Annotated in this window: 25 protein-coding genes; 11 read left to right on the top strand and 14 right to left on the bottom strand. The window is 69.1% G+C overall.

Annotation, left to right across the window (positions count from 1 at the left end; genetic code table 11):
• The first annotated feature begins 71 nt into the window (after positions 1-71).
• Positions 72-617, top strand: a complete 546-nt coding sequence (locus AQJ46_RS19895; RefSeq protein ID WP_107117292.1) for a GNAT family N-acetyltransferase — start codon at positions 72-74, stop codon at positions 615-617.
• A gap of 21 nt (positions 618-638) precedes the next feature.
• Positions 639-1,496, top strand: a complete 858-nt coding sequence (locus tag AQJ46_RS19890; RefSeq protein ID WP_059206839.1) for a GNAT family N-acetyltransferase — start codon at positions 639-641, stop codon at positions 1,494-1,496.
• A gap of 3 nt (positions 1,497-1,499) precedes the next feature.
• Here AQJ46_RS19890 and AQJ46_RS19885 read toward each other — a convergent pair whose 3' ends face one another.
• The 9 genes from AQJ46_RS19885 to AQJ46_RS19845 form a co-directional block, all read right to left on the bottom strand.
• Positions 1,500-3,047 carry a type IV secretory system conjugative DNA transfer family protein gene (locus AQJ46_RS19885; protein ID WP_059206885.1) on the bottom strand — a complete coding sequence of 516 codons (1,548 nt, stop codon included), beginning with the start codon at positions 3,045-3,047 and terminating at the stop codon, positions 1,500-1,502.
• A gap of 16 nt (positions 3,048-3,063) precedes the next feature.
• The gene (locus AQJ46_RS19880) at positions 3,064-4,473 is read right to left on the bottom strand and encodes an ATP-binding protein (protein ID WP_057608805.1); all 1,410 of its coding nucleotides are present in this window, start codon (positions 4,471-4,473) and stop codon (positions 3,064-3,066) included.
• Positions 4,474-4,483: 10 nt separating this feature from the next.
• Positions 4,484-6,043: an SCO6880 family protein gene (locus tag AQJ46_RS19875; RefSeq protein WP_059206838.1), complete on the bottom strand. Its 1,560-nt coding sequence runs from the start codon at positions 6,041-6,043 to the stop codon at positions 4,484-4,486.
• On the bottom strand, positions 6,040-7,368 hold the full coding sequence (locus tag AQJ46_RS19870) for a hypothetical protein (protein WP_059206837.1): 1,329 nt from the start codon (positions 7,366-7,368) through the stop codon (positions 6,040-6,042). Before AQJ46_RS19870 ends, AQJ46_RS19875 begins: the two co-directional genes overlap by 4 nt.
• Positions 7,358-8,191, bottom strand: a complete 834-nt coding sequence (locus AQJ46_RS19865; RefSeq protein WP_059206836.1) for a hypothetical protein — start codon at positions 8,189-8,191, stop codon at positions 7,358-7,360. Before AQJ46_RS19865 ends, AQJ46_RS19870 begins: the two co-directional genes overlap by 11 nt.
• 165 nt (positions 8,192-8,356) lie before the next feature.
• A complete protein-coding gene (locus tag AQJ46_RS19860) occupies positions 8,357-8,665 on the bottom strand; it encodes a hypothetical protein (RefSeq protein ID WP_007383036.1) in 309 nt (102 codons plus the stop codon).
• Positions 8,666-9,003: 338 nt separating this feature from the next.
• The gene (locus AQJ46_RS19855; protein WP_059206835.1) at positions 9,004-10,278 is read right to left on the bottom strand and encodes a S53 family peptidase; all 1,275 of its coding nucleotides are present in this window, start codon (positions 10,276-10,278) and stop codon (positions 9,004-9,006) included.
• A 343-nt stretch (positions 10,279-10,621) separates the two neighbouring features.
• On the bottom strand, positions 10,622-11,965 hold the full coding sequence (locus AQJ46_RS19850) for a S53 family peptidase (RefSeq protein ID WP_059206834.1): 1,344 nt from the start codon (positions 11,963-11,965) through the stop codon (positions 10,622-10,624).
• A gap of 268 nt (positions 11,966-12,233) precedes the next feature.
• Positions 12,234-12,848, bottom strand: coding sequence for a TetR/AcrR family transcriptional regulator (locus AQJ46_RS19845; protein ID WP_059206833.1), 615 nt, complete (start codon positions 12,846-12,848; stop codon positions 12,234-12,236).
• A gap of 72 nt (positions 12,849-12,920) precedes the next feature.
• On the opposite strand from AQJ46_RS19845, the gene AQJ46_RS19840 reads away from it, so the two are divergent.
• A complete protein-coding gene (locus AQJ46_RS19840) occupies positions 12,921-13,835 on the top strand; it encodes an oxidoreductase (RefSeq protein ID WP_107117291.1) in 915 nt (304 codons plus the stop codon).
• 197 nt (positions 13,836-14,032) lie between these two features.
• Here the strand turns inward: AQJ46_RS19840 and AQJ46_RS19835 are convergent, their stop codons facing one another.
• The gene (locus AQJ46_RS19835; protein ID WP_059206831.1) at positions 14,033-14,926 is read right to left on the bottom strand and encodes an alpha/beta fold hydrolase; all 894 of its coding nucleotides are present in this window, start codon (positions 14,924-14,926) and stop codon (positions 14,033-14,035) included.
• A 116-nt stretch (positions 14,927-15,042) separates the two neighbouring features.
• Here AQJ46_RS19835 and AQJ46_RS19830 point away from each other — a divergent pair, with 116 nt between their 5' ends.
• The 3 genes from AQJ46_RS19830 to AQJ46_RS19820 all read left to right on the top strand — a co-directional run bounded on the left by AQJ46_RS19830 (position 15,043) and on the right by AQJ46_RS19820 (position 17,729).
• A complete protein-coding gene (locus tag AQJ46_RS19830; protein ID WP_107117290.1) occupies positions 15,043-15,768 on the top strand; it encodes a trypsin-like serine peptidase in 726 nt (241 codons plus the stop codon).
• 88 nt (positions 15,769-15,856) lie between these two features.
• A complete protein-coding gene (locus AQJ46_RS19825) occupies positions 15,857-16,864 on the top strand; it encodes a C40 family peptidase (RefSeq protein ID WP_277922192.1) in 1,008 nt (335 codons plus the stop codon).
• Between the two features lie 169 nt (positions 16,865-17,033).
• Entirely contained in the window at positions 17,034-17,729 is a 696-nt protein-coding gene (locus AQJ46_RS19820; protein WP_059206829.1) for a phosphatase PAP2 family protein, read from the top strand.
• 10 nt (positions 17,730-17,739) lie between these two features.
• On the opposite strand, the gene AQJ46_RS19815 is transcribed toward AQJ46_RS19820, so the two are convergent.
• Positions 17,740-19,281 (bottom strand): FAD-binding oxidoreductase, encoded by a 1,542-nt coding sequence (locus AQJ46_RS19815; RefSeq protein WP_059206828.1) that lies wholly within the window; start codon positions 19,279-19,281, stop codon positions 17,740-17,742.
• 297 nt (positions 19,282-19,578) lie between these two features.
• Between AQJ46_RS19815 and pstS the strand changes: the two genes are divergently transcribed.
• From pstS to pstB, 4 genes are all read left to right on the top strand, one after another.
• Entirely contained in the window at positions 19,579-20,703 is a 1,125-nt protein-coding gene (gene pstS / locus AQJ46_RS19810) for a phosphate ABC transporter substrate-binding protein PstS (protein WP_059206827.1), read from the top strand.
• A gap of 116 nt (positions 20,704-20,819) precedes the next feature.
• Positions 20,820-21,824 carry a phosphate ABC transporter permease subunit PstC gene (pstC, locus tag AQJ46_RS19805; RefSeq protein ID WP_059206884.1) on the top strand — a complete coding sequence of 335 codons (1,005 nt, stop codon included), beginning with the start codon at positions 20,820-20,822 and terminating at the stop codon, positions 21,822-21,824.
• A complete protein-coding gene (pstA, locus tag AQJ46_RS19800) occupies positions 21,821-22,879 on the top strand; it encodes a phosphate ABC transporter permease PstA (protein WP_059206826.1) in 1,059 nt (352 codons plus the stop codon). The genes pstC and pstA overlap by 4 nt, the downstream gene beginning before the upstream one ends.
• A 38-nt stretch (positions 22,880-22,917) precedes the next feature.
• The gene (gene pstB, locus AQJ46_RS19795) at positions 22,918-23,694 is read left to right on the top strand and encodes a phosphate ABC transporter ATP-binding protein PstB (protein WP_059206825.1); all 777 of its coding nucleotides are present in this window, start codon (positions 22,918-22,920) and stop codon (positions 23,692-23,694) included.
• 103 nt (positions 23,695-23,797) lie between these two features.
• Here the strand turns inward: pstB and AQJ46_RS19790 are convergent, their stop codons facing one another.
• The gene (locus AQJ46_RS19790; protein WP_059206824.1) at positions 23,798-24,796 is read right to left on the bottom strand and encodes an inorganic phosphate transporter; all 999 of its coding nucleotides are present in this window, start codon (positions 24,794-24,796) and stop codon (positions 23,798-23,800) included.
• An 8-nt stretch (positions 24,797-24,804) separates the two neighbouring features.
• Positions 24,805-25,425 carry a DUF47 domain-containing protein gene (locus AQJ46_RS19785; RefSeq protein ID WP_030043659.1) on the bottom strand — a complete coding sequence of 207 codons (621 nt, stop codon included), beginning with the start codon at positions 25,423-25,425 and terminating at the stop codon, positions 24,805-24,807.
• A gap of 200 nt (positions 25,426-25,625) precedes the next feature.
• Between AQJ46_RS19785 and AQJ46_RS19780 the strand changes: the two genes are divergently transcribed.
• Positions 25,626-25,964 (top strand): metal-sensitive transcriptional regulator, encoded by a 339-nt coding sequence (locus AQJ46_RS19780; protein WP_057608844.1) that lies wholly within the window; start codon positions 25,626-25,628, stop codon positions 25,962-25,964.
• A gap of 36 nt (positions 25,965-26,000) precedes the next feature.
• On the opposite strand, the gene AQJ46_RS56240 is transcribed toward AQJ46_RS19780, so the two are convergent.
• The gene (locus tag AQJ46_RS56240; RefSeq protein WP_167368216.1) at positions 26,001-26,177 is read right to left on the bottom strand and encodes a hypothetical protein; all 177 of its coding nucleotides are present in this window, start codon (positions 26,175-26,177) and stop codon (positions 26,001-26,003) included.
• Positions 26,178-26,238: the final 61 nt, after the last annotated feature.

Raw genomic sequence — 26,238 nt, 5'->3', positions numbered from 1 at the left:
TCCTTTTAGATAGAAAGGCCCACGCCTTATGGTGTGGGCCTTTCTGCATTTCAGGTACTACTCTGGCCGGCATGGGTTATGTGATCCGGTCCATACGTGCTGATGAGTGGCCCGCGGTGAAGGAGCTCAGGCTCGACTCGCTGCGGGATCCGGTGGCGCACCTGGCCTTTCTGGAGACCTACGAGGAGGCCGTCGCCCGCCCGGACTCCTTCTGGGAGGACAGGGCGGCCGGGGCCGCCGAAGGGGAGACCGGGGCGCAGCAATTCGTCGCCGAGGGGTCGGACGGGCGGTGGCTCGGACAGTTGGTCGTACTGCTGGAGGAGGCGGGGACGACGGACTGGGCCGGGTTTCCGGTCGAACGGCGGCAGGGGCACATCGTCGGGGTGTACGTACGGCCCGAGGCGCGTGGCGGCGAGCTGACCAAGGCGCTGTTCGCGGCGGGCCTGGAGTGGGCCTGGGGGGCGGGGGCCGAGCGGGTGCGGCTCATCGTGCACGAGGACAACGGGCGGGCGCAGGGCCTCTATCGCAAGGTGGGGTTCGTGCCGAGCGGGGTACGGGTGCCGTTGCCGCAGGTTCCGGGGGAATCCGAGCTGGAATTCGTGCTGGAGCGCTACTGAGTTCATCAGGGATCATGAAGCATGCGCCCGGACGACTGGCACCTCACCGAAGACATCGACGACTTTCTCGCTCGTGCCGGGGAGTTCCTGCGCTCACGTCCTGTCCCGCACGTCATGCCGCTGACATGGACCGCGAGACTGCGTGCGCGCGGGGCGGCCGCGTACGGTGCCGAAGCCGCCGTCTTCGGTTGGCTGGAGCGGGCCGGTGAGGTGCACGGCGCCTTCTACCGCCTGTCGCCCCGCCGTGGTCTGAGCCTCACTCCGCTCACCGCCGGTCAGGCCGACGCCCTCGCCGCCCGTCTGGTCGCCCTCGGGCACTCCGTTCCGTCCGCCGGCGCCGACGACGCCACCGCCACGGCTTTCGCCGAGGCCTGGCAGCGGCACACCGGGGCGTCGCCGAGCGTGCGCGTCCGGCTCTGTCTGCACCGCCTCGGCACGCTCGTCCCGCCGGAGCCCTTCCCGGCGGGACGGGGCCGGGCGGTGGGCGAGCGGGACCTCGAGCAGCTCATGGGGCTGTGCCGCGGGTTCGCCGCGGATGTGGGCGAAGCCGTCACCATCGACGCCGACTCCTGGGCCCACACCCGCTTCGCGGACAAGCGCTACACGTTCTGGGAGGCTCCGGACGGTACTCCCGTCTCCATGGCGGGCGCGAACCCCATGGTCGCCGGGCTGGTCCAGGTGGATCCCGTCTACACCCCGGCCCCTCTGCGCGGTCGCGGATACGCGGGTGCTGTGACGGCCGAGGTGAGCCGGGCCGCGCTGGCCGCGGGTGCCGAGGATGTCGTGCTGTTCACCGACGCGGCCAACCCCACCAGCAACGCCCTCTACCGGCGCCTCGGGTACGTTCCGGTCGTCGACTGGGCTGCGTACGACTTCTGAGCTCTACGCCGGGAGGTCCGCGTCCGGCCAGCGGGTGCGGGCCTGTTCGCGGGACCGGAGCAGGGCCAGGGTCGGTAGCCCCCGGTCCGCCCCGGCGGCCAGCAGCTCCGGGAGCTGGGGAAGCGGAGCCACAGCTGCGACGTCGTCCAGGACGAGCGTCAGTGGTGGGTCGAGGCGACCGGAGGATGACCGTTCGGCCATGCGCCGGCCACGCTCGACCACGCTTGAGGTGAGGGCCGTCAGAAGGGGCATCGCACCCGGATTGGTCCTGGGGTCCTCGATGGATTCACCCACCACATAAAGCGTGCCCCCTTCGTCGACGAAGGAATCCAAGGCGAGGGCATCATTTCGGTTGGGAGTGCATGCCTCGCGGATGTTGACCGTGAAGAGGGCGGAGAGGGCTCGGCTGGTCAACTCCTGGGCGATGTCGCGGCGTTCGGGATGCGCGGTGAGGGCCGCTTCGAGTTCGCCCGCGGAGCCGGGGGCCGCCTTGGGGTTGGTGCGGAGGGTTCTCACGGCGTCCTGGATCTGGGCGCCCTGGCACCAGCGGTGGACGTGGCGGATGGTGCGGGCTTCTATCGCCGCGGCATGGAGGTAGCTGCGCAGGAGCGTTTCGGCCACGTCCGCCACGGCCTGGTCGATCTTTGCGGTGGGGCGGACGGGGGCGAGGAGTGCCTGTGCCCTCGCCTTGGCCGTCTCCTTGGTCTCGCAGCCTGTGGTGGGGGACCAGTGGAGGCGGGCCGGGGTGTCGCAGAGGTGGGTGGGGTCGTAGACGTGGACCGGCCCCAGTTTGGCTCGGGCGTCTTTGGTGTCCTGCCAGAGCGCGGGGTTCGAGGTGACGATGAGGGCCGGGCCTTCCGCGTCCCTGATGGCCTGGGTCGCGGTGGGGTGACGGGATTCTCTCGGGGCGTAGAGCACCGCGACTTCGGGGCGGGGTGTTTCCCACCCGGCCCCCCGTTCACCCTGGGACAGGGAAGTGGGCAGCTTGGCAGCCGTCGGCGTCGCGAGGAGTGGCTCGGTGGGCTGTGGGGAGCTGGGGAGGGGAGCCGCCGTGGCCGGTTGAGGTTGAGGTTGAGGTTCCTGGTGAGGCTGCGGCTCTGGCGTCGGCCTCGGGATCGGTACCTCGTGGACCGGATCCGGTGGCGAACGTCGTTCCCGGGCGGCCAGTTTCTCCGCTCTCGTCCTCGCCCGTACCGCCCTCCAACGGGCCAGTGTGCCCATCACGAAGATCGTCAGGACGCCCAGGATCAGCAGCTGGCCGATGAACAGGCCCCAGACCAGGCCGTAGCCGGAGAGCTGACCGGCGGGGGTGTCCGGCCAGGCGCCGGAGATGTCCTCGGGGTGGCCGATGAGATGGCGCATGGCCTGGGGGGTGCGGGTGAAGGTGACGTTCTTGGGCCAGTCGCCGTGGGCGAACAGGCTCGCGAGGCCCGTCGCCGTCCAGACCAGCAGGGTCATGCCGAGGAGGAAGGCGAGTATGCCGACCAACAGCCCGTCAGGGACGCCTCCCTGGCCTCCCTGACCGCCCTGTCGGCGGTCGTCCGGTCTCACCACGTGCCCGCCCCTCCTACGCCACCGTCGACTCGGAGTCGCCCAGGTGCTGCTCCACGAAGGCCGCCGCCCGCTCCTCCGCCTCCAGCTCCGCGGCGCGCAGGGCGTCGTCGGTCAGGTCGCTGGAGGACTCCGTCATCGCGCGGTCGGTGAAGACCAGGGGGCGTTCGGTCTCGGTGACCAGGTGTTTGACCACCTGGACATTGCCGTTGACGTCCCAGACGGCGATGCCGGGGGTGAGGGAGGGGATGATCTCGACCGCCCAACGGGGGAGGCCCAGGACTCGGCCCGTCGCACGCGCCTCGTCCGCCTTCTGGGCGTAGATCGTCCTCGTCGACGCCATCTTCAGGATCGCCGCGGCCTCCTTCGCCGCCGCTCCGTCCACGACGTCGGACAGGTGGTGGACGACCGCGACGAAGGACAGGCCGAGCCGCCGGCCGAACTTCAGCAGCCGCTGGAAGAGCTGGGCCACGAAGGGGCTGGCGATGATGTGCCAGGCCTCCTCGACCAGGAAGATGCGCTTCTTGCGGTCGGGGCGGATCCAGGTGTGTTCCAGCCAAACTCCGACGATCGCCATGAGGATGGGCATGGCGATGGAGTTGCGGTCGATGTGGGACAAATCGAAGACGATCAGCGGCGCGTCCAGGTCGATGCCGACCGTTGTCGGGCCGTCGAACATGCCCCGCAGGTCACCGTCGACCAGGCGGTCGATGACCAGGGCGACGTCGAGCCCCCACGCCCGGACGTCCTCTATGTCGACGTTCATCGCCTCGGCCGACTCGGGCTCGGGATGCCGTAGCTGCTCCACGATGTCCGTGAGGATCGGCTGGCGGTCGACGATCGTCTCGTTGACGTAGGCGTGCGCGACCTTCAGCGCGAAGCCGGAGCGCTCGTCGAGGCCGTGGCCCATCGCGACCTCGATGATGGTCCGGAGCAGGGCGAGCTGGCCGGTCGTCGTGATCGCGGGGTCGAGCGGGTTGAGGCGGATCCCCATGTCCAGGGCCGCCATCGGGTCCAGGCGGATGGGAGTTATTCCCAACTCCTGCGCGATCAGGTTCCATTCACCGACGCCGTCCTCGCCCTGGGCGTCCAGGACGACGACCTGGCGGTCGCGGAAGCGCAGCTGCCGTAGGACATACGTCTTCTCGAGCGCCGACTTGCCGTTGCCGGATTCGCCCAGGACCAGCCAGTGAGGTGCCGGGAGCTGCTGGCCGTAGAGCTGGAAGGGGTCGTAGATGTAGCCCTTTCCGGAGTAGACCTCGCGGCCGATGATCACGCCCGAGTCGCCGAGGCCCGGCGCTGCGGTCGGGAGGTAGACGGCCTGCGCCTGGCCGGTGGAGGTGCGGACCGGCAGGCGGGTCGTCTCGACCTTTCCGAAGAGGAAGGACGTGAAGGCCTCGGTGAGGATGGACATCGGATCCCGCATGCGGCAGCCCCTACCTTCGAATGCCGGTGGCGAACGGAAGGGTGTTCACGAAGGCGCGATGGTGCTCGCGGTCGCACCACTCCAGTTTCAGGTACGACTTTCCGGCCGAGGCCCGGATGGTCCGCTTGTCGCGGGCCAGGGCCTCGGGGTTACGGGAGGAGACGGTGATGTAGCCGACCAGGTTGACGCCGGCCGCGCCGCTTGCGAGGTCCTCGCCGCGCTGGTCCAGGCGGTTGTGGGAGGCGACGTCGCGGGGGTCGACGGTGCGGTTCATCTTGGCGGCGCGGGAGGCCTCGGCCTCGTCGTTGGTCTTTTCGGTCAACATGCGTTCGATGGCTACCTCGGTGGGCTCGAGATCCATCGTCACGGCGACCGTTCGGATGACGTCCGGGGTGTGGACGAGCAGGGGCGCCAGGAAGTTGACGCCCACCGGGGTCATCGGCCACTCCTTCACCCAGGCCGTGGCGTGGCACCAGGGCGCGCGGGTGCTGGACTCCCGGGTCTTCGCCTGGAGGAACGTCGGTTCCATGGCGTCGAGTTCGGCCGGCCAGGCGTTGCGCTTGGTCATCGCCTGGATGTGGTCGATGGGGTGGTCGGGGTCGTACATGGAGTGGATGAGGGACGCGAGACGGCCCTGGCCGAGGGGCTGGCGGACCCGGATGTCGGCCTCCTGGAGGCGCGAGCAGATGTCGGTCAGCTCACGTGCCATGACGACGGCGAGCCCGGCGTCCCGGTCGAGCCTGCGGCCGGACTGGGGGCGGGCCGCGCGGGCCATCGCCTGGGCCTCGGCGGCGAGTTCGCGGTTGAAGTGCATGCAGGCGACGAGGTAGGCGCGGTGCTGCTCGCTGCTGGTCGACACCATGGACTGGAGTTGGTCGTACGACGTCTGCAGCCACGGCAGTGCCCTGTCGTCCCCGCGCATCGCGACGTCCTTGGCGTGGGCGTCGGGGTCGGCGGGGAGGGTGCGGGCGAGCATCTGGATGCGGGTGACGAAGCCGTCGCCGTTGGCCACGTGCTTGAGGAGGGTGCCGAAGCGGTCGACGAGGGCTTCCTGGTCCTCGGAGTCGCGCAGGCCGACGCCGGGGCCCTCGATCTCGATGGCGGCCGTCACCGTGCGGCGGTCCGCGTGGAGCAGTACGGCGATCTCGTCGGGGCCGAACGGGGCGGCGAGCCAGTTGATCCGGCCGATGCCGGGCGGCGGGCCGATCTCGACCTCGCGGCCGTCGACGTGGGTGCCGGCCTCCATCACGGAGGAGCGGTAGGTGGTGCCCTGGCGCAGGGTCCGCTTGTAACTGCGGTTGATCTCGAACCACCTGTAGAACGTGCGGCGCTTGTACGGGACGTAGACCGCGGCGAGCGCGACGAGCGGGAAGCCCATCAGCAGGACGATGCGCAGCGAGAGCACTGGGACGAGGAGCCCGCACATCATGCCGAGGAACGCGCCCACGATGATGAGCGCGATCTCGCCCGTCTCGCGATTGCGGCCGACGATCGCGTTCGGCCGGGCGCGGCCGATCAGATATGTACGGCGGGGCGTGACCGTATGCGACACGTGGGACTCGGTCGTCAACGCCCGTCACCTCCTGTGCTGTTGCTGCCTGCGTTGCGGTTGCCGGCGTGCGGGGTGTTCACCGCGTTGCCGGCGCGGGGAGCGGGAGCGGCGGAGGGGACAGATCCGCCGCCTCCGTTCGGGGTGCGTGAGCTGTGGGCGGCGACTCCGCCGGACGCCGGGTTGCTCGGGCGGGCGCCCGATCCTCCGGAGGCCTGACCGTTGTTGTCGGCCCGGGAGCTGTGGGTCTTGATGCCCTGGGCGACCAGGGTGGCCGGGGAGCTGATCACCGCGGCGGCCTTGCCCTCGGCGTTCTGCATGATGCGGTTGTTGCGGGAGCCGGCGATCTCGTCGCCGAAGCCGGGGACGAAACGGTAGATCATCGCGCTGGCGAAGATGGCGAGCAGGATGATGGCGAGGCCGGAGACGACGGCGGAGAAGGCGTCGGGGCCGTCGTCGGAGGAGAGCGCGCCGGCGAGGCCGAGGACGATGACGATCACCGGTTTGACCAGGATGACGGCGATCATGATGCCGGCCCAGCGGCGGACGTGGCCCCAGAGGTTCTTGTCGACGAGGCCGGCGTAGACGACGGTGCCGAGGAGGGCGCCGACGTAGAGGAGGGCGGCTCTGATGACGAGCTCCAGCCACAGGACGCCGGCGGCGAGGATGCTGACGAGGGAGACGACGATCAGCATGATGGGGCCGCCGCCGATGTCGTTGCCCTTCTCCAGGGCGCCGGAGAAGGTGCCGAAGAAGGTGTCGGTCTGGTCGCCGGTGGCCTTGGCGAGGACCTCTGAGACGCCGTCGGTGGCGGAGACGACGGTGTAGAGGATGAGGGGGGTGAAGGCGGACGCGAGCACGGTCAGCCACAGGAACCCGATCGCCTCGCTGATGGCGGTGGTGAGGGGGACGCCTCGCACCGCGCGCTTGGCTACGGCCAGCAGCCACAGGAGAAGGGTGAGGATGGTCGATGCCGCGAAGACGACCGCGTACTGCTGGAGGAACTTCTGGTTGGTGAAGTCGACGTTCGCGGTGTTCTCGACGGCGTCGCTGAGTTTGTCGATGGTCCAGGCGGCGGCCTTTGCGCAGCTTTTGGCCAGGGAGGACATGGGGTCGAGGGTGGAAGTGAGGCTGGGAGTGGAACCCCCCGAACCACCGGTGCCGCCGCCCTGTTCGCAGTAGTCCCTGGCCGGAGGGGCGATCAGAGAGCAGTCGCTGCTCTTGGACGGGGTCGGCGTGGGGCTGGGAGTGGGTGCCGCGAAGGCACGCGTGGCCATGAGCACGGCTGTGGCCTGGAGGGCGGTGACGGCGCCGGTCAGGGCGAGTACGCGTCGGCTAGCGGGCATAGGTGAACCCTCCGAACTCCTGGACGGCATTCGCCATCTCATCGGCACTGGAGGCCTTGTCGTCGCCGGGGACGGGCGACGGGCCTTCCTTCTGGGAGTGCGTCACGATCTTCCAGGTGTTGCTGGTCCACTCCAGCTGCATCGTGATGGTGAACCAGCTGCTGGTGACCGGGTTGGTGGAGTTCGCTCCCGCGAGCCCGAGGAGACCGCCGCACCACACGTCGACGGTCGTGGCGTCTGCGGACGTCTGGGTGACCTTCGTGCCGATCGGGCTGGTGCGGGACACGAAGGTGTGGCCGGCGGGTGTGGAGCCGTCTCTGTTGAGCCCCAGGGTCTCGTTGAACTCGGGGGTGTACGCCTTGTCCAGCGCGGCTTCGAGCCCGGCGACCCGGGAGGGCGTGATGACGGTCTGAAGGACCGCGTCACGGGTGGTCTTGGCGAACATGTCGGTGGACCCCAGGGCCACCGAGTAATTGGCCGCTGCGCTCTGTGCCCCCTGCGCGTCATGGGCGAACCCCGTGGGGACTCCGCCTGACTTCGACTGCACCGGTGTCTCTCCGCTGGCGGCCGTGGACGAGGACTTCGGCTGTCCCCCCGCCCCCTCCGCCGAAGAAGAGCCATCGTCCCCCCCACGGTTCGCGAAGGCGATTGCGGCGATCAGGAGGACGATGACACCGACCACGGTGACCAGGCTTCGGGAGGATGAGCGGCCGGAGCGGCGGGCGCCGCCGTAGACGTCGCCGGCGCCCTCCGGGTAGCGGGTGCGGGTCTGGCCCGTGCCGCCGTAGCCGCCGGAGCCCTCTTGGTCGTCTCCGAGACTCATGCCGCTCACGTCCCCTCGACGTCGTACGAAAAGGAGTATGAGTACGACGGTAGCCGCGCTGGTTTCCGCGCGGGTGCGGTGTGGTGACTCGACATCAGGGAACGCAACCTCAGCCGGTGGGCACTGCGGACGAGTGGGTTGGAGGGGCTGTACCGGACGCGGCGGCTATACGGCCATGCCGTACACGATGGTGAAGAGCGTGCCCAGGGAGCCGATGATGAAGACTCCCGTCAGCCCCGCGATGATGAGGCCCTTGCCCTGTTCCGCGCTGAAGGTGTCCCGCAGTGCGGTGGCTCCGATGCGCTGTTTGGCGGCGCCCCAGATGGCGATGCCGAGGCAGAGCAGGATGGCGACCGCCATGACGACCTGGATCATCGTCTTCGCCTCGGTCCCCAGTGCCCCGAAGGGGCCCCAGTCCGGAGCGATCCCGCCGATGATGGTGTTGATGTCTCCCTTGTCGGCCGCAAAGAGCATGTAAGTCACCGCCCCTGGTGGGTAGTTCCGTCTCCCCTGCGTGGGCGCAGAGGTCAGGCCTCATTGTCGCCGACAATTCCGCCGTCGTATGTCGACTTGGCGGCATTGGTTGGCGGGTTTCGTACGAATGACTGTCTGGTCACTCTGTGTATCACGGTAGGTAACGCCGGGCAATGAGGCCTGAGCGGAACCTGTCGTGTGGTTCCGTCGTTGACCCCTCTTACGACCTGCGGCGCTTCTGGCACCGATGTTCTGCGGGTGAAGGCTAACCCGGAGGGCTACCGGCATGGCGAACGGGCCGCGGTAGGGGAGTCCGCGGCCCGTTCGTTGACGGAGAGTCAGCCGGTGAAGGCGCTCACTCCGTTGGGGGTGCCCCACCCGGTCGGGCCGTCGTAGCCCGAGGTGGCGGTGCAGAAGTAGCTCGTCGAGCAGCTGCCGTTGTTGCCCGAGGTCACGTCGTTGAGGGAGGACGTGTGCGCGTAGGGGTACTGGGCCGGGTAGTCACTGCTGCCGGGGGTGCCCGCGAGGGCGTAGACGGCCGCGATGATCGGTGACGAGGCGCTGGTGCCGCCGAACGTGTACCAGCCGGCGGTGACGCCGTAGGAGTCGTAGACGGAGACGCCGGTCGCCGGGTCGGCCACGGCGGAGACGTCCGAGATCATGCGCTTGGTGCAGCCGGTGTCGGTCTGCCAGCTCGGCTTGGCGTCATACGACGAGCAGCCGGAACCGGTGCCCTCGGTGCTGCTGGTCTTCCAGACGCTCTCGGTCCAGCCGCGGGTGTTGGAGGAGGTGGACAGCGCGGTACCGCCCACCGACGTCACGTACTTGGAGGCGGCCGGGTACTGGGCGCCGTAACCGTCGTCGCCGGCGGAGACGGTGATGGCGACGCCGGGGTGGTTGAAGTACGAGGAGTCGTAGGAGGTGTCCGAGGAGGACTCGGAGCCGCCGTAGGAGTTGGAGACGAACTTCGCGCCCAGAGTGACGGCCTCGTTCACCGACTTGCCCAGGTTGGCCATGGTGGCGGACTTGGCCTCGACGAGGAGGATCTTGGCCTTCGGGGCGATGGCGGAGACCATGTCGAGGTCGAGGGAGATCTCCTCGGACCAGCCGGCGTCGCTGGAGGGCAGGGAGGTCGTGGAGCCGGTCTGGGAGACCTTCTTGAAGCAGCCGCTCGCGCTGGTGCAGGCCGGCAGGCCGTAGTAGCTGCGGTAAGTGGCGAGGTCCGCCTCGGCGTTCGGGTCGTTGTAGGCGTCGACGATGGCGATGGTCTCGCCGGAGCCGTTGGAGGCGGCCGCGGCGGTCAGGCCGTATGCCGACTGGAGGTCGCTCGGGCCGTAGCCGGAGGGGGTGGCGGCGTCGGCGGCCTTCGGGGTGATGCCCCGGGCCTTCTGGAAGGCGGTGGTTCCGCCCGTCACGCGGAGGGAGTTACAGGCGAGTTCGCCGGCCTTCTTGGGGGTGGCGCAGGGGGTCGCGGCCCAGGTGACCTTGGACGAGGTCGTCGCGTCCGCGTGGACCGCGGTGCCGAAGCCGGCGAGGACGAGGGCGGCGGTGACTGCCGTGGCGGAGCCGACGCGGTGCCATCTCAGGCGTATGTGGGGGAAGTTGGTACGCAAGGTGCAGCCTCCTGATGGTGAGGGAACAGGGGCGGTGCGGGTGCGTGCCGTCGGTTTTCCCCGGCGGCGGGCGGCGGCCTGTGAGGACGGTCCACCTTGTTCCGTACGCGACAACAGAGAATGGCTGGAATTCTGACCTCCGCCATACCGAAAGTTGTCCCGGGCTTACTCGTGCATGGCCGCTCGATGGACTGCGGGCGGTGGTGACTTGACTCGCGTGGACCCGGCGAACGGGCCGCGACCGGATGTCGCGGCCCGTTGCCGTTGTGCCGCCGAGGGGACCCCACGTCCCCCTCTCAAGGGCGGCGTCCCCGTGACCCGACGGGGACACTCATGGACCGGATCAGCCGGTGAAGGCGCCCAGACCTGCCGGGGTACCCAGGCCGGTCGGGCCGTCGTAGCCCGACTTGGCGGTGCAGAAGTAGCTCGTGGAGCAGGTGCCGTTGTTGCCCGAGGTCACGTCGTTGAGGGCGGAGGTGTCCTCGTAGGGGTACTGGGCCGGGTAGTCGCTGCTGCCCGGGGTGCCCGCCAGGGCGTACACCGACGCGATGATGGGGGACGAGGCGCTGGTGCCGCCGTAGGTGTTCCAGCCCGTGCCGTCCGAGCCGTAGGAGTCGTAGACCGAGACGCCGGTGGCGGGGTCGGCGACGGCGGAGACATCGGCGATCATGCGCTTGGTGCAGCCGGTGTCGGTCTGCCAGGAGGGCTTGGCGTCGTAGGCGGAGCAGCCCGAACCCGTGCCCTCGGTGGAGCTGGTCTTCCAGACGCTCTCGGTCCAGCCGCGGGAGGTGGAGGAGGTGGACAGCTTGGTGCCGCCGACCGCGGTGACGTACTTGGAGGCGGCCGGGTATTCGGCGCCGTAGCCCTCGTCGCCGGCGGAGACGGTGATGGCGACGCCGGGGTGGTTGAAGTACGAGGAGTCGTAGGAGGTGTCCGAGGAGGACTCGGAGCCGCCGTAGGAGTTGGAGACGAACTTGGCGCCCAGGGTGACGGCCTCGTTCACGGCCTTGCCCAGGTTGGCCATGCTCGACGAACTCGCCTCGACCAGCAGGATCTTGGCGTTCGGGGCGATGGCGGAGACCATGTCGAGGTCGAGGGAGATCTCACCGGCCCAGCCACTGTCGGCGGTGGGCAGGGAGGTCGTGGAGCCGGTCTGGGAGACCTTCTTGAAGCAGCCGCTGGCCGTGGTGCAGGCCGGCAGGCCGTAGTAGCTGCGGTAAGTGGCCAGGTCCGCCGCGGCGTTGGGGTCGTCGTAGGCGTCGACGATGGCGATGGTCTCGCCGGAGCCGTTGGAGGCGGACGCGTCGGTCAGGCCGTAGGCGTCCTGGAGGTCGCTCGGGCCGTAGCCGGTCGGACTCGCGGAGGAGGCGTTCGGCTTGAGCGTCTTGGCGGTCAGGCCCTTCAGTGCGGCCTGCTTCTCCATGTACGCGGTGGTGCCGGCGGTGACGCGCAGGGCGTTGCAGGCGGCGTAGCCCTTCTTGGGCGTGGCGTCACACGCGCTCTCGTACTGCACATGGGCCTTGGCGACGGCGGTGGCGACGGCTTTGGCGCTCACGTGGTCGGGCGTGGCCGCGGTCGCGTGGACGGCGGTGCCGAGTCCGGCGAGGAGGAGGGCGGAGGTGGCCACGGCGGTGGAGCCGGCCCGACGCCATCTGCCGGACATGTGGGGGGAAGGGGAAGTACGCAACGTACAGCCTCCTGAGAGTGGTTGCAGAGGCCTGCGGTGGGGGACCACCGGTGAGGTTCCCGGTGGGGGCGGCGACCCGGGTAGACCATCGCCTTGTTGAGTACGTGACAACAAGGCAGGCGGTGGAATCCTGACTCCCGCCATACCCAAGGGCGTTGGGGGATTGCTGATCAATGGCGGGCGGATGGGCGGGGGATGGTCACGGCTTGACCATCTACACGCGTCGCACACAACTCCCGGATGCGTGGCGGCGGGTGGGACTTCCGGATCAGCGGGGCTTGAGGCCGTACATCAGGTGATGGACCAGTCCTGACACGGCGGCCATGGCGTCCTCGGTGGTGAACTTGCCGGTGACGGCGAGGGACGCGAGCCCGTGGAGGGAGGTGCCCACGACGAGGGTGAGCTGCTCGGGGTCGCCGTCGACGATCTCGCCGCGCTGCTGGGCGGCGGCGACGGCCCGCTCCAGGGCGCCCACGGTGCGGTCGATCGCGGCGGCCATCTGCTCGGCTGCGTCGGGCTCGTGCTTGCGGGCGTACATCAGCTCCAGGAGCTCGGCGTTGTCGATGGCGAAGCCCAGGTAGGTCCGGGCCAGGACGGTGAGGCGCTCCTGGAGGGGGAGTCCCGGTTCGTCGGCGGCTTCCAGGGCCTCGGCCATGCGGTCGTATCCGACCAGGGCGAGGGCGTTGAGCAGGGCCTGCTTGTCCTTGAAGTGCCGGCCGGGAGCGGCGTGGCTGACGCCGAGGTCGCGGGCGAGTTCGCGCAGGGAGAGGGAGGCGCTGCCCTTGTCGCGGAGGGTGCGCTCGGCGGCGGCGAGGAGGGCGGAGCGCAGGTCTCCGTGGTGGTAGGGGCGGGTCTCGGGCTTCTCGGCTGGCATGGGTGCCATCGTATCCGGATGTAGTCGACGCCATCATTGTTGTCATTGACAGCATTGTTGGCGGCGTCTACATTCATGCGTATGGCTACCGACAAGCAGCAGAAGTGGAACGCGACGCGTCTCCCCGACCAGACCGGCCGCACGGCGGTGGTCACGGGGGCGAACAGCGGGATCGGACTCCGGGCCGCGGAGGCCCTGGCCGGGGCGGGCGCGCATGTCGTGTTCGCCGTACGGGACCCGGAGCGCGGTGAGGCGGCGGCGCGGACCGTGAACGGCAGTACGGAGGTCCGGCGGCTGGATCTGGCGGACCTGTCGTCGGTGCGGGAGTTCGCGGCGGGGTGGGATCGTCCGCTGGATCTGCTGATCAACAACGCGGGCGTGATGATGGTCCCGCAGCAGCGGACGGCGGACGGCTTCGAGATGCAGTTCGGCACGAACCATCTGGGGCACTTCGCGCTGACGAACCTGCTGTTGCCGTACGTCACCGACCGGGTCGTGACGGTGTCCTCGGGGGCGCACCGCTGGGGCGACCAGCGGATCCACTTCGACGACCTGAACAGGACGTCGGACTACGACCCGAGGGGCGTCTACAGCCAGTCGAAGCTGGCGAACCTGCTGTTCGTGCTGGAACTCCAGCGGCGGCTGACGGAGTCGGGCTCCGGGGTCCGCGCCCTGGCGGCCCACCCCGGCTACTCGGCCACCAACCTGCAGAGCCACGCGGCGAGTCAGGCGGCCCGGGTGTTCATGAAGTTCGGCAACAGGTTCCTGGCGCAGGACGACCGCGCGGGCGCGCTGCCCACGCTGTACGCGGCGACGCAGGAGCTGCCGGGGGCGAGTTATGTCGGTCCGGACGGGCTCGGCGAGATGAGGGGCGCACCGACCCTGGTGGGCCGGAGCACGGCCGCGAGCGACGCCGACGTCGCCCGACGCCTGTGGACGGCGTCGGAAGAGCTGACGGGGACGCGTTATCCACAGGGTGTGGGGACGCGGGGCTGAGCCGATTCGGCCCGGTGTCCCCGTCGGCTTCAGGGTGACCCGGGCAGGTGTCGGGCGTTGGCGCAGAAAACGTGCAGTGCGGCGGTGAGTGTCTGCGGCGCGTCCTCGGCCATGTGGTGCCCGGGGTTGATCGGACCGCCCTTCAGGGGGTGTGGGGACGCGGGGCTGAGCCGATTCGGCCGGTGTCCCCGTCGGCCTCAGGGTGACCCGGTCAGGTGTCCGGCGTTCGCCCAGAACGCCTGCAGCGCGGCGGCGAGTGTCTCCGGAGCCTCCTCGGCCATGTGGTGCCCGGAGTCGATCGGACCGCCCTCCAGCCGGTTGCCCGCCCAGTCGCGCCAGACGTCCAGGACGTCGCCGTAGAGGTCCCTCATGTCGTCGCGGGTGGCCCACAGGACCTGGAGCGGGCTGTTGATGCGCCGGCCGGCCCGGCGGTCGGCGTCGTCGTGCTCCCGGTCGACACCGAGGCCGGCGCGGTAGTCCTCGCACATGGCGTGCACGGTGGCCGGGTCGTGGATCGCGTGCCGGTAGTCCTCGTACGCCTCGGTGCCCATCTGCTCGGCAGTGGCCGTGTACCAGGCGTCGGGGTCGGCGTTGATGACGCGTTCGGCGGGCTTGTCCGTCTGGCCGAGGAAGAACCAGTGCCACCAGCTCGCCGCGAAGCCGGCGTCGCAGCGGCGCAGGGCCTCCCCGATGGGGACGGCGTCCAGCACGCTGACGGCGGACACGGCCCCGGGGTGGTCGAGGGCGAGCCGGGTGGCCACGTACGCGCCCCGGTCGTGCCCGACGACCGCGAACCGCTCGTGCCCGAGGCGGCGCATGACCGCGAGGCAGTCGCCGGCCATGGCGCGCTTGGAGTACGGACGGTGTTCCGGATCGGTCGCGGGCTTGTCGGACCGGCCGTAGCCGCGCAGATCGGGGCAGACGACGGTGTGACCGGCCGCTGCCAGCAGCGGGGCGACGCGGTGCCAGGTGGCGTGCGTGCGGGGATGCCCGTGCAGGAGCGGCACGGCCGGGCCGCTGCCGCCGTGCCGCACCCGCAGCCGGACCCCGTCGTCGCCCTCGCACCGCGTCAGTTCGAATCCGTCGAACACTCCAGCCTCCCGGCCCCCGTCGTCGAGACTCGGCTGCCCCCGGGGCGCGGGATCCACACCGTCGCCCGGGGCTGCCGCGAAACCGCCGCTTGATGCGTTTCTCACCTTCGTGCGGAATGCTTTCTTCCGTGAAGCGCACGCCACGTCTCGCTCTCCACGCCGCCGCCGTCCTGCTCACGGTCACCTCGGCCTCCGAGGCGGTCGCCGACGACGGGGCGGGACCCTTCGGGGTGACGACGGTTGCCGCGGCGAACTCGCCGACCGCCCGCGTGGGACCCCTGTTCAACGGCGGACAGCACCACTGCACCGCCTCCGTCGTCCGCAGCCTGCACCGGAACCTCCTCGTCACCGCCGCGCACTGTCTCGACAACGGCGACCACGACCTCGTGTTCGTGCCCGGCTACCGGGACGGCAGAGCGCCGTACGGGAAGTGGAAGGTGCTCAAGCGGTACATGCCCGAGGGGTGGTCCAAGGGGCAGGACGAGGACAGTGATGTGGCCTTCGCCACGGTCGAGGGGGACATCCAGGACGTGGTCGGCGGGAACCGGTTCGTGACCGGCACCGTCACCGGGGCCACCGCCGTCACCGTCACCGGGTACCCCTCCTCCCGTGACCTGCCGATCAGCTGCACCAACAAGCCGACCGCGCACAGCCGTACGCAACAGCGCATCGACTGCCCCGAGTTCACCGGCGGGACCAGTGGCAGTCCCTGGGTGAACGGGAACGGGCAGGTCGTGGGGGTGCTCGGCGGCCACGAGCAGGGCGGGGCGACGGCCGACGTGTCGTACAGCGTGGTCCTCGGGACGGAGGCCGCCGCGCTCTACCGTGACGTCGTCGGCTGATCTTCGCGCCGACCCCGCCGAGTACCCCGGTTTCCCGCGGGGAAGCTCCTAGACTGACGCGGGCGGACTCCCAGTGGGCGAGGGGCGGTTGACGGTGCGTAAGGCGTGGCTCGTGGCGGGCGCCGTCCTCGGGGCGGGGCTCAGCTTCGTGATGCTGCTCGTCGTGGGGGTCTACGTCGTCGCCGGCAACCTCGCCGGCGGCGTGGGCGGAGCCACCAGAGCCCTGGCCAAGGGCGCTGTTCCGGCTGCCTATCAGAACCTCGTGCAGAAGTGGGGCAACCTCTGCCCCGCCATCAACCCGGCCCTGCTCGCCGCCCAGCTCTACCAGGAGAGCGGATTCAATCCGAGGGCCCAGAGCGCCGCGGCGGCGCAGGGAATAGCGCAGTTCATTCCGGGGACCTGGGCCACGCACGGTGTCGACGGGGACGGCGACGGCGACAAGGACGTATGGGATCCGAATGACGCGATTCCCTCGGCTGCTTCCTACGACTGTTCGCTCGCGTCCTATGTGAAGGACGTCCCGGGAAACATCACTGAGAACATGCTCGCCTCCTACAACGCGGGCGCCTACGCGGTCATCAAGTACGGGGGCGTGCCGCCGTACAAGGAAACCCAGAACTACGTGAAGACCATCACGACCCTGGAGGAGAGCTTCGCGGCGCCGGTGAGCCGGGTCGATCCCTCCAAGCAGGCCGCGGGGGCCATCTACTACGCGCAGAAGAAGCTCGGGACGCCCTATCTGTGGGGCGGGACCGGTACCGCCGAGCAGGGCGGGCGCTTCGACTGTTCGGGGCTGACGCAGGCCTCGTACGAGAGCGTGGGCATCACGCTGCCGCGCGTCGCGAACGATCAGTACAACGCCGGCCCGCATCCGGCCAGAAGTGAACTGTTGCCGGGGGACCTGGTGTTCTTCTCCACGGACCCCACCAACTCGCGTGCCATCCACCATGTGGGGATTTATGTGGGCGGCGGATACATGATCGACGCACCGAGAACAGGTGCTGTGATCCGGTTCGACCCGATCGACACTTCTGAGTACTTCGGTGCCACCCGGGTCACCGAAGATGGCGCGAAAGCATTGCCCACGACGGTGTGACCGAGCGTGAAACCCACCCCCTGAGCTGCGGCGATGTGTTTCTCTTCGATAACGTCTGCGTGATCATTCAGTGGAGTGTGGAACGTATTAACGGGAGCCATGCGTTCCTGAGGGCGTAGCCGAGCGCACATGGGTACGCCGGGAAAGACGACGAAGGGGCCGCAGCACCATGGCTGTTCTCGCCGAATCCGGGTCGAACCCCGACGTCGACCTGCTCTATGACATCAACGGCCTGGCCAAGGACGCCCCGCACTGGTTCGACCGGGTCATGGAGTACGTCGGGGAGTACGGCATCCTGCTCGGGATGGTGCTGCTCATCCTGTGGTGCTGGTGGGCGGGCCGCCGGCGTGGCGGTGAGGACGCGGCGTCCTCCGTGGCCGCGTTGGTGTGGGCGCCCCTCGCCGCCGCGCTGGCTGTGCTGGTGAACGTGCCCATAAGGGGCTTCGTCGAGCGGCCCCGGCCGTTCCGGACCCACGAGGGGCTCGAGGTCCTGGTTTCCGGGAAGACCGACTACTCCTTTGTGAGCGACCACGCGACGATCACCATGGCGATGGCTGCCGGGTTGTTCGTGGTCAACCGGAAGTTCGGGCTCTTCGGCATCGCGCTCGCGCTGCTCGAAGGGTTCTGCCGGGTGTACATGGGTGTGCACTATCCGACGGACGTCATCGGCGGGTTCGCGCTCGGGACGGCCGTCGCTCTGTTGTTGTCGCCGCTCGCGATGGCTCTTCTCACTCCGGTGATGAAGGCGGTCGAGGGGTCCTCGAAGGGGGCGTGGATCGTCCGCGCGCGAGGGGCCGAGCGGGGGGCCTCGGTGATTCCCGGGGCCCGGCAGGAGGCCGCGGCCGAGAGGGATCTCGCCGCGTAGCGCATGACGGCTACAGCGACTGCGGGTAGGTGAAGAACCCCTGCGGGTCGTACTGCTTCTTCACCTTGGTCAGCTTGGTCGCCGCGTCGCCGTAGTACGCCTTCCGCCAGTCCTTCAGCGTCGGGTCCGTGTAGTTCTGGTAGGCCGCGCCCGAGGCGTACGGCTTCATCGCGTCGTGGGCTCCCGTCAGCCAGGACCGGGCCGTCGTGCCCGTCGTTCCCGCCTTCCAGGACGCGATGTACTGGGCCAGCAGGCGGGAGCGGCGGTGGACGAAGGCCGTCGCGGTGGGGGAGACGCGGTTGACCGCTCCGCCGAGGGCGATCAGGGCGATGCTGCCGGAGCCGCCCCGGACCGAGGCGATCTGCCTCGTGAGGGTCTGGATGCCGGCCGCCGAGAGCGAGCGGTCGAAGAAGTCCGAGTGCGCCGAGTAGGTCTCGCGGCCGAGGGCGCCCTGCGGACTGCGGCCCGGCGTGGAGCCGGGCAGGTGGCACCTGGCGTCCGTGGAGAAGGACGAGCAGCCCGCGTATGCCTCCATCGCGCTCTCGTAGGAGTGCCGCCTGAGCGTGACGCTGCGGGCCGGTGAGCCGATCCTGTCGGCCAGGCGGTCCAGCGCGTTCTGCAGCTCGCCGTAGGTGCCCAGGGAGAACGCCGCGACCGCCACGGAGGGCGAGCCGCCGTTCTCCAGGTGGCAGGAGGACCAGATCTCGTCGGGCTGGGCGGGGCCCCACTCCTGCCAGGCCTTCACCACGGCGGCCGCCCTGGACCACGGCCAGGTCGCGTACGCGGTCACGCCTTGCGGGGCGGGGTGGGTCCTGAAGTGCAGCTCGGTCACCACGCCGAAGTTGCCGTTGCCCGCGCCGCGCAGCGCCCAGAACAGGTCCTTGTTCGTGGACGCGTCGGCGGTCAGCTCCTTGCCGTCGGCCGTGATCAGCGTCGCCCGGGTGAGGTTGTCGCAGGTCAGTCCGTAGGCCCGGGAGACCACGCCGTGACCGCCGCCCAGGGTGAGACCGGAGACGCCGACCGTCGGGCACGAGCCCCCCGGGACGGTCACGCCCTTGGCGGTGAGGGCCCGGTAGACGTCGATCAGCTTGGCGCCGGCGCCGACGACCGCGGTGCCGCCCGAGGCGCGGACGCGGTTCAGCCGGGAGACATCGACGATCAGCCTGTTGTTTCCCGAGGACCAGCCGGCGTAGGAGTGGCCGCCGTTGCGTATCGCGACCCGGATGCCGTGATTGCGGGCATAAGCGACAATGGTGCGGATATCGTCCGCGTTCGCCACGTACGCGACGGCCGCGGGCTTCAGCGAGTCGAAGCGGGTGTTGTAGAGCTGCCGGGCCGTCGCCCAGTCGGCGTCGCCGGGGCGGACCAGGGAGCCGTCCAGGTCGCGGGCGAGGGCCGACCAGTTCGCGGCGGCCGCGGCGGGCGTACGGGAGGAAAGGGACTGGCCGATGGTGCTCTGTGCGGCGCCGGCGCTTCCTCCGCCGTCGCACGCGGCCGTGGCCACCGCCGCGATCGCGGCCGCGCCGCCCCCGATGAACGTACGCCGTTCCATGTGCCCGTGCCTTTCGTCGGCCTCGTCGGCTTCCGTGGTACGAGACGGGACTGAGGGGGTGAGGGTTCCCTGGAGGGTTCCGGAATAACACTGTGCCCTCGACGTAAGCGTTCCGTGACCTCACCGCACCTTCTGCAGGGGTTCACCCGCAGTTCACTTCCGGCCATCAACGCCTTCACCTGATCTGCCTAATTTCGGCCTTACGCGATGCGTGGTGCGGCACGAATGCGCATCCGTATCTCTCACACTTCGCGCACGCCGCCGGATTCAGGACGGCGGCTCCCGGAAGGAACTCAAGTGAAGCTTCAGCGCAAGAACCGGCGGGCCCTCGCCTTCGGTGCTCTCGCCGTCTCCGGCGCCCTGGCCCTCACGGCGTGCGGCTCGGACGACACCAGCGGCGGCGGTGGCAGCAGCGCGTCGTCGACCGCCAACGCCAGCAGCATCAAGTGCGACGACGCCAAGGGCCAGCTGCTCGCCGACGGCTCCTCCGCGCAGAAGAACGCGATCGACGCCTGGGTCAAGCAGTTCACGCAGGCCTGCGGTGTGCAGATCAACTACAAGGGCGGCGGCTCCGGCGCCGGTGTGACCGCGTTCACCAACGGCCAGGTCGCCTTCGCCGGTTCGGACTCCGCGCTGAAGCCCGAAGACGTCACGGCCTCCAAGAAGGTCTGCTCCGGCGGCCAGGGCATCGACCTCCCGATGGTCGGCGGCCCGATCGCCCTCGGCATCAACATCTCCGGTGTCGACAAGCTCACGCTGGACGCGCCCACCATCGCCAAGATCTTCAACGCCAAGATCACGAACTGGAACGACCCGGCGATCGCCAAGCTGAACCCGGGCGTGAAGCTGCCGGACCTCAAGATCCAGGCGTTCCACCGCTCGGACGACTCCGGCACCACGGACAACTTCACCAAGTACCTGATCGCCACCGCCAAGAGTGACTGGCCCTACGACGGCGGCAAGACCTGGCAGGCCAAGGGCGGCCAGTCCGCCGCGCAGTCCTCCGGTGTGGCCCAGCAGGTGAAGCAGACCAACGGCGCCATCGGCTACTTCGAGCTCTCCTACGCCAAGGACGGCATCACGGCGGTCAGCATCGACACCGGCGCCTCCGCCCCGGTCGAGCCCACCGTCGACAACGCCACCAAGGCCATCGCGGACGCCAAGGTCGTCGGCACCGGCTCCGACCTGTCGCTGCAGCTCAACTACGCGACCAAGGCCGACGGCGCCTACCCGATGGTCCTCGTCACGTACGAGATCGTCTGCGACAAGGGCAACAAGTCCGACACCCTGGCCGCCACCAAGGCGTTCCTGCGCTACACCGCCTCCGAGGACGGCCAGAAGATCCTCGCGGACAACGACTACGCCCCGATCCCCGAGGACATCATCGCCAAGGTCCGCACCACCATCGAGGGCCTGAGCTGACCTGAGCGTGTGGTCGGCCCGGGGCCCGCTTCGAGGGACCCGGGCCGGCCACACCGTCCGGTGCACCGCCGCCAGGAGCCGTACGACATGTGCGGCTCAGCAGACCGGAGAACCCGATGGACACCACACAGATAACAGACGCACCGCCCCCCACTCCCCAGCCAACCGTGGCCGAGCAGAAGCGCGCGGCCCGTGGCGCCACCCGACCCGGTGACCGGATCTTCCTCGGTCTCTCCCGAGGGTCGGGCATCCTGCTGCTGGTGATCATGGCCGCCATCGCCGGCTTCCTCACCTACCGCGCGTCGATCGCGATCAGCAAGGACGACGCCAACTTCTTCACCACCTTCGAGTGGAACACCCAGCTCATTCCGCCGAAGTTCGGCATCGCCGTCCTCGTCTTCGGCACGATCGTCTCCTCGATCATCGCCATGGCCATCGCGGTCCCGATCGCGGTCGCCATCGCGCTGTTCCTCACGCACTACGCCCCGCGCAGGCTGAGCGGTCCCATCGCCTATGTGATCGACCTGCTCGCCGCCGTGCCGTCCATCGTCTACGGCCTCTGGGGCGCCCTGATCCTCGTCCCGCACATGAACGGCCTCTACGGCTGGCTCGACGACTACCTCGGCTGGACCGGCATCTTCACGTGGCAGGGCGGCGCGCCCCGCTCGATGCTCACCGTCGGCATCCTGCTCGCGATCATGATCCTGCCGATCATCACCAACGTGAGCCGCGAGGTCTTCCGCCAGGCCCCGCAGATGATCGAAGAGGCGGCCCTCGCCCTCGGTGCCACCCGCTGGGAGGTCATCCGCATGGCGGTGATCCCCTTCGGCCGCTCCGGCGTGATCTCCGCCTCGATGCTCGGCCTCGGCCGCGCGCTCGGCGAGACGATGGCCGTGGCCACCGTGCTCTCGCCGACCTTCGACATCCAGGCCAGCCTGCTCGACCCGGGCGGCGGCACCTTCGCCCAGAACATCGCCAGCAAGTTCGGTGAGGCCAGCGAGACGGGCCGGGACGCGCTGATCGCCTCCGGCCTGGTGCTGTTCGTCATCACCCTGCTGGTCAACGGCGCGGCGCGCATGATCATCGCCCGCCGCAAGGAGTACTCGGGGGCCAACGCATGAGCACCGCAATCACCGAGAAGCGCCCCAGCACCCTGCGCGGCGCCAGCCTCCCCAAGTGGAGCCCGTACGCCATCGCCGCCGGCTCGGTCGCCCTCGGTCTCGGTATCAGCGCCGCGGCAGGCCTGGACAGCAGCATCCAGTGGGTGCTGATCGCCGGGCTCCTGTTCGTCCTCGGCACGTACGCCATCGCGGCCCGCGTGGAGGGCCGCCGCCAGGCCAAGGACCGGGTCGCGACCGCGCTGGTCTGGGTCGCCTTCCTGCTCGCCGTCGTCCCGTTGGTCTCCCTGGTGTGGTCGACGGTCTCGCGCGGCGTCAAGGTCCTCGACATCTACTTCCTGACCCACTCGATGGGTCTGGTCGCCGACTCCGAGCCGGGCGGCGGCATCTACCACGCCATCATCGGCAGCCTGGAGCAGGTCGGTCTCGCCACCTTGATCGCGGCGCCGATCGGTGTGCTCACCGCGATCTATCTGGTCGAGTACGGGCGCGGGAAGCTTGCCAAGGCCGTCACGTTCTTCGTCGATGTCATGACGGGCATCCCGTCGATCGTCGCGGGTCTGTTCATCCTCTCGATCATGCTGATGTTCGACATGCAGCCCTTCGGGTTCGCCGGCTCGCTCGCCCTGGCCATCCTGATGATGCCGGTCGTGGTCCGCTCCACCGAGGAGATGCTCAAGCTCGTCCCGAACGAGCTGCGCGAGGCGTCCCTGGCGCTCGGCATCCCGAAGTGGCGCACCATCCTGAAGGTGGTCATCCCGACCTCCCTCGGCGGCATCACCACCGGCATCATGCTGGCGATCGCCCGTATCGCGGGTGAGACCGCGCCGGTGCTGCTGCTGGTCTGGGGCAACTCGCTCATCAACTCCAACCCCTTCGAGGGTGCGCAGCAGTCGTTGCCGCTGTACATCTATCAGCAGTACGCGAACAGCGCGGGGTCCGGTGCGGCGTACGACCGTGCGTGGGCGGCGTCCCTGACGCTGATCGCCTTCGTGATGATCCTCAACCTGGTGGCTCGCGGCATCGCCCGCTGGAAGGCCCCGAAGACCGGTCGCTGACGCGACCCCCCAGCGACTGATCTGGAAGTGAAGTAGTCATGGCCAAGCGAATCGACGTGAGCGGACTCACCGCCTACTACGGCTCCCACAAGGCGATCGAGGACATCTCGATGACGGTCGAGCCGCGCTCGGTGACGGCCTTCATCGGCCCCTCCGGCTGCGGCAAGTCGACCTTCCTGCGCACGCTCAACCGGATGCACGAGGTCACCTCGGGCGGCCGGGTCGAGGGCAAGGTGCTCCTCGACGACGAGGACCTGTACGGCCAGGGCATCGACCCCGTGTCCGTCCGCCGTGAGGTGGGAATGGTCTTCCAGCGCCCGAACCCGTTCCCCACGATGTCGATCTTCGACAACGTGGCGGCGGGCCTGCGCCTGAACGGCTCGTACAAGAAGAGCGAGCTGTCGGAGGTCGTCGAGAAGTCCCTCAAGGGCGCGAACCTCTGGAACGAGGTCAAGGACCGTCTGAACAAGCCGGGTTCGGGTCTCTCCGGTGGTCAGCAGCAGCGCCTGTGCATCGCCCGCGCGATCGCGGTGGAGCCCAAGGTCCTCCTCATGGACGAGCCCTGCTCGGCCCTGGACCCGATCTCCACCCTCGCCATCGAGGACCTGATCGGTGAGCTGAAGGAGCGCTTCACGATCGTCATCGTGACGCACAACATGCAGCAGGCGGCGCGTGTCTCCGACCGTACGGCCTTCTTCAACCTGGCCGCCGTCGGCCAGCCCGGCAAGCTGATCGAGATCGACGAGACGGAGCGGATCTTCTCCAACCCGTCGGTCCAGGCCACGGAGGACTACATCTCCGGCCGCTTCGGCTGAGCCGACACCGACCCCTCGCGGTGCTGCATGGCGGTGCCACCGCGAGGACACAGAGGGCCCGCCCCCGGATTCCCGGGGGCGGGCCCGTCTGCGTGCACGGTTCCTACAGGAACGCCAGGTTCACGATCCCGTAGGCGCAGGCGGCCACGATCGCCGCCGCCGGCATGGTGATGAACCAGCCGAGGATGATGTTCTTGGCGACGCCCCAGCGGACCGCGTTGACGCGCTTGGTGGCGCCGACGCCCATGATCGCCGAGGTGATGACATGGGTCGTCGAGACCGGCGCCTTGAACAGGTAGGCGGTGGTGAACATGATCGCCGCACCGGTCGTCTCCGCCGCGAAACCCTGCGGCGGATCGAGCTCGATGATCTTCCGGCCCAGGGTGCGCATGATGCGCCAGCCGCCCGCGTACGTGCCCAGCGACAGCATCACCGCGCAGGCGATCTTCACCCAGACCGGGATCGGGTCGCCGTACGTCTCGTGGCCGGAGATCACCAGGGCCATCACCACGACACCCATGGTCTTCTGGGCGTCCTGGAGGCCGTGTCCGAGGGCCATGCCGGCCGCGGACACGGTCTGCGCTATCCGGAAACCGCGCTTCGCCTTGTGCGGGTTGGCGCGCCGGAAGATCCACATGATCGCCGTCATCACGAGGTAACCGGCGACCAGGCCGACGACCGGCGACAGGAACATCGGGATGACGACCTTGTCGAGGACGCCGTTCCAGATCACCTCGGTGCCGCCCGCGAGCGCGGCTCCGACCATGCCGCCGAACAGCGCGTGCGACGACGAGGAGGGCAGCCCGAAGTACCAGGTGATGAGGTTCCAGGTGATCGCGCCGACCAGCGCGGCGAAGAGGATGGCCATCCCCTTCGAGCCGTCCGGCGTCTCGATCAGTCCCTCACTGACGGTCTTGGCGACCCCGGAGCCCAGGAAGGCACCTGCCAGGTTCATGACCGCTGCCATCGCGAGCGCGGCCCGGGGCGTGAGCGCCCGCGTCGACACCGAGGTCGCGATCGCGTTCGCCGAGTCGTGGAAGCCGTTGGTGTACGTGAAGAAGAGCGCGACCAGGATGGTCACGACCAGAGCGAAGGTGTCCATGGAAGAGGTCAGGACTCCTTGACGGCGATGGTCTCCACCGTGTTCGCCACATGCTCGAACGCGTCCGCGGCCTCTTCGAGGACGTCCACGATCTGCTTGAGCTTGAGGACCTCGATGGCCTCGTACTTGCCGTTGAAGAGCATGGCGAGCAGCTTGCGGTGGATCTGGTCCGCCTGGTTCTCCAGCCGGTTGACCTCGATCCAGTACTCGGTGAGGTTGTCCATGGTCCGCAGGTTCGGCATGGCCTCGGCCGTGAGCTCGGCGGCCCGCGCGAGCACCTCGATCTGCTGCTCGACGCCCTTGGGGAGCTCCTCGACGTTGTAGAGGACGACCAGGTCGACGGCCTCCTCCATGAAGTCCATGATGTCGTCGAGGGACGATGCCAGGTTGTAGATGTCCTCGCGGTCGAACGGCGTGATGAACGAGGAGTTCAACTGGTGGAAGATCGCGTGAGTGGCGTCGTCACCGGCGTGTTCAGCGGCCCGCATACGCTCTGCGATCTCGGCCCGGCCGGCGGTGTCCGCGCCGAGCAGTTCCATCAGGAGCTTCGAGCCCGTGACGATGTTGTCCGCGGAGGCGGCGAACATGTCGTAGAAGCTCGTCTCCCTGGGGGTCAGACGAAAGCGCACAAGGGGTCCTCGGGGTGCATCGGTTTCGGTCAGGCTGATGCTAGGTGCATCATCCGGCCACGGCTAATGGGCCGTCCCCCAGTGTCGCCCATGAGGCACAGTGGTTGGCACGGGGGCCGTCCGCAGGCCCTATACCCGGGAAACTTCGGTACGATATACCCAGGAGGGGTATAGGAATGCCCCTTGTTGTGGAGGACGCGATGACGACCACCGACACCGGCGCCACGGCGCCCTCCGAGCCAGTGGCCGAAAACGTCACGCACGGCTACCACAAGCAGAAAGACGAACACCTCAAACGCCTGCGCCGGATCGAGGGCCAGATCCGGGGCCTGCAGCGGATGGTCGACGAGGACGTCTACTGCATCGACATACTCACGCAGGTGTCGGCCTCCACCAAGGCCCTGCAGTCCTTCGCCCTGCAGCTCCTGGAGGAACACCTGCGGCACTGCGTCGCGGACGCTGCCGTCAAGGGCGGCGCCGAGATCGACGCGAAGGTCGAGGAGGCGACGAAGGCCATCGGCCGGCTGCTGCGCACCTGATCCGGCCTTCCCCGCGAGGGGACGGGCGCCCCCGGCTCACGTGCCGGGGGCGCTCGCGCGTTCTTCGGCCACTTTCAGCACCTCGTCGATGCTCTCCAGGCTGAGCCGGTCGTCCGCGGCCGACGCCGCGATGATCAGCTCTCCGCACAGTTCGATCTCGGCGAGGGCCACGTGGTCCTGCACCGCCGTACCGCCGACCGGAGCCACGCGCATCACCTCTTCTCTGCCGTTACCGACTTCCTAGAGTAGGGAGCGGCGTACACACCGCGCATGG

It is taken from the genome of Streptomyces canus, from assembly GCF_001514145.1.
In the GTDB taxonomy this organism is placed as follows: Bacteria; Actinomycetota; Actinomycetes; order Streptomycetales; family Streptomycetaceae; genus Streptomyces; species Streptomyces canus.
Note: the sequence above shows the minus strand (reverse complement) of the source record. Positions and strands in the feature narration are given on the sequence as shown.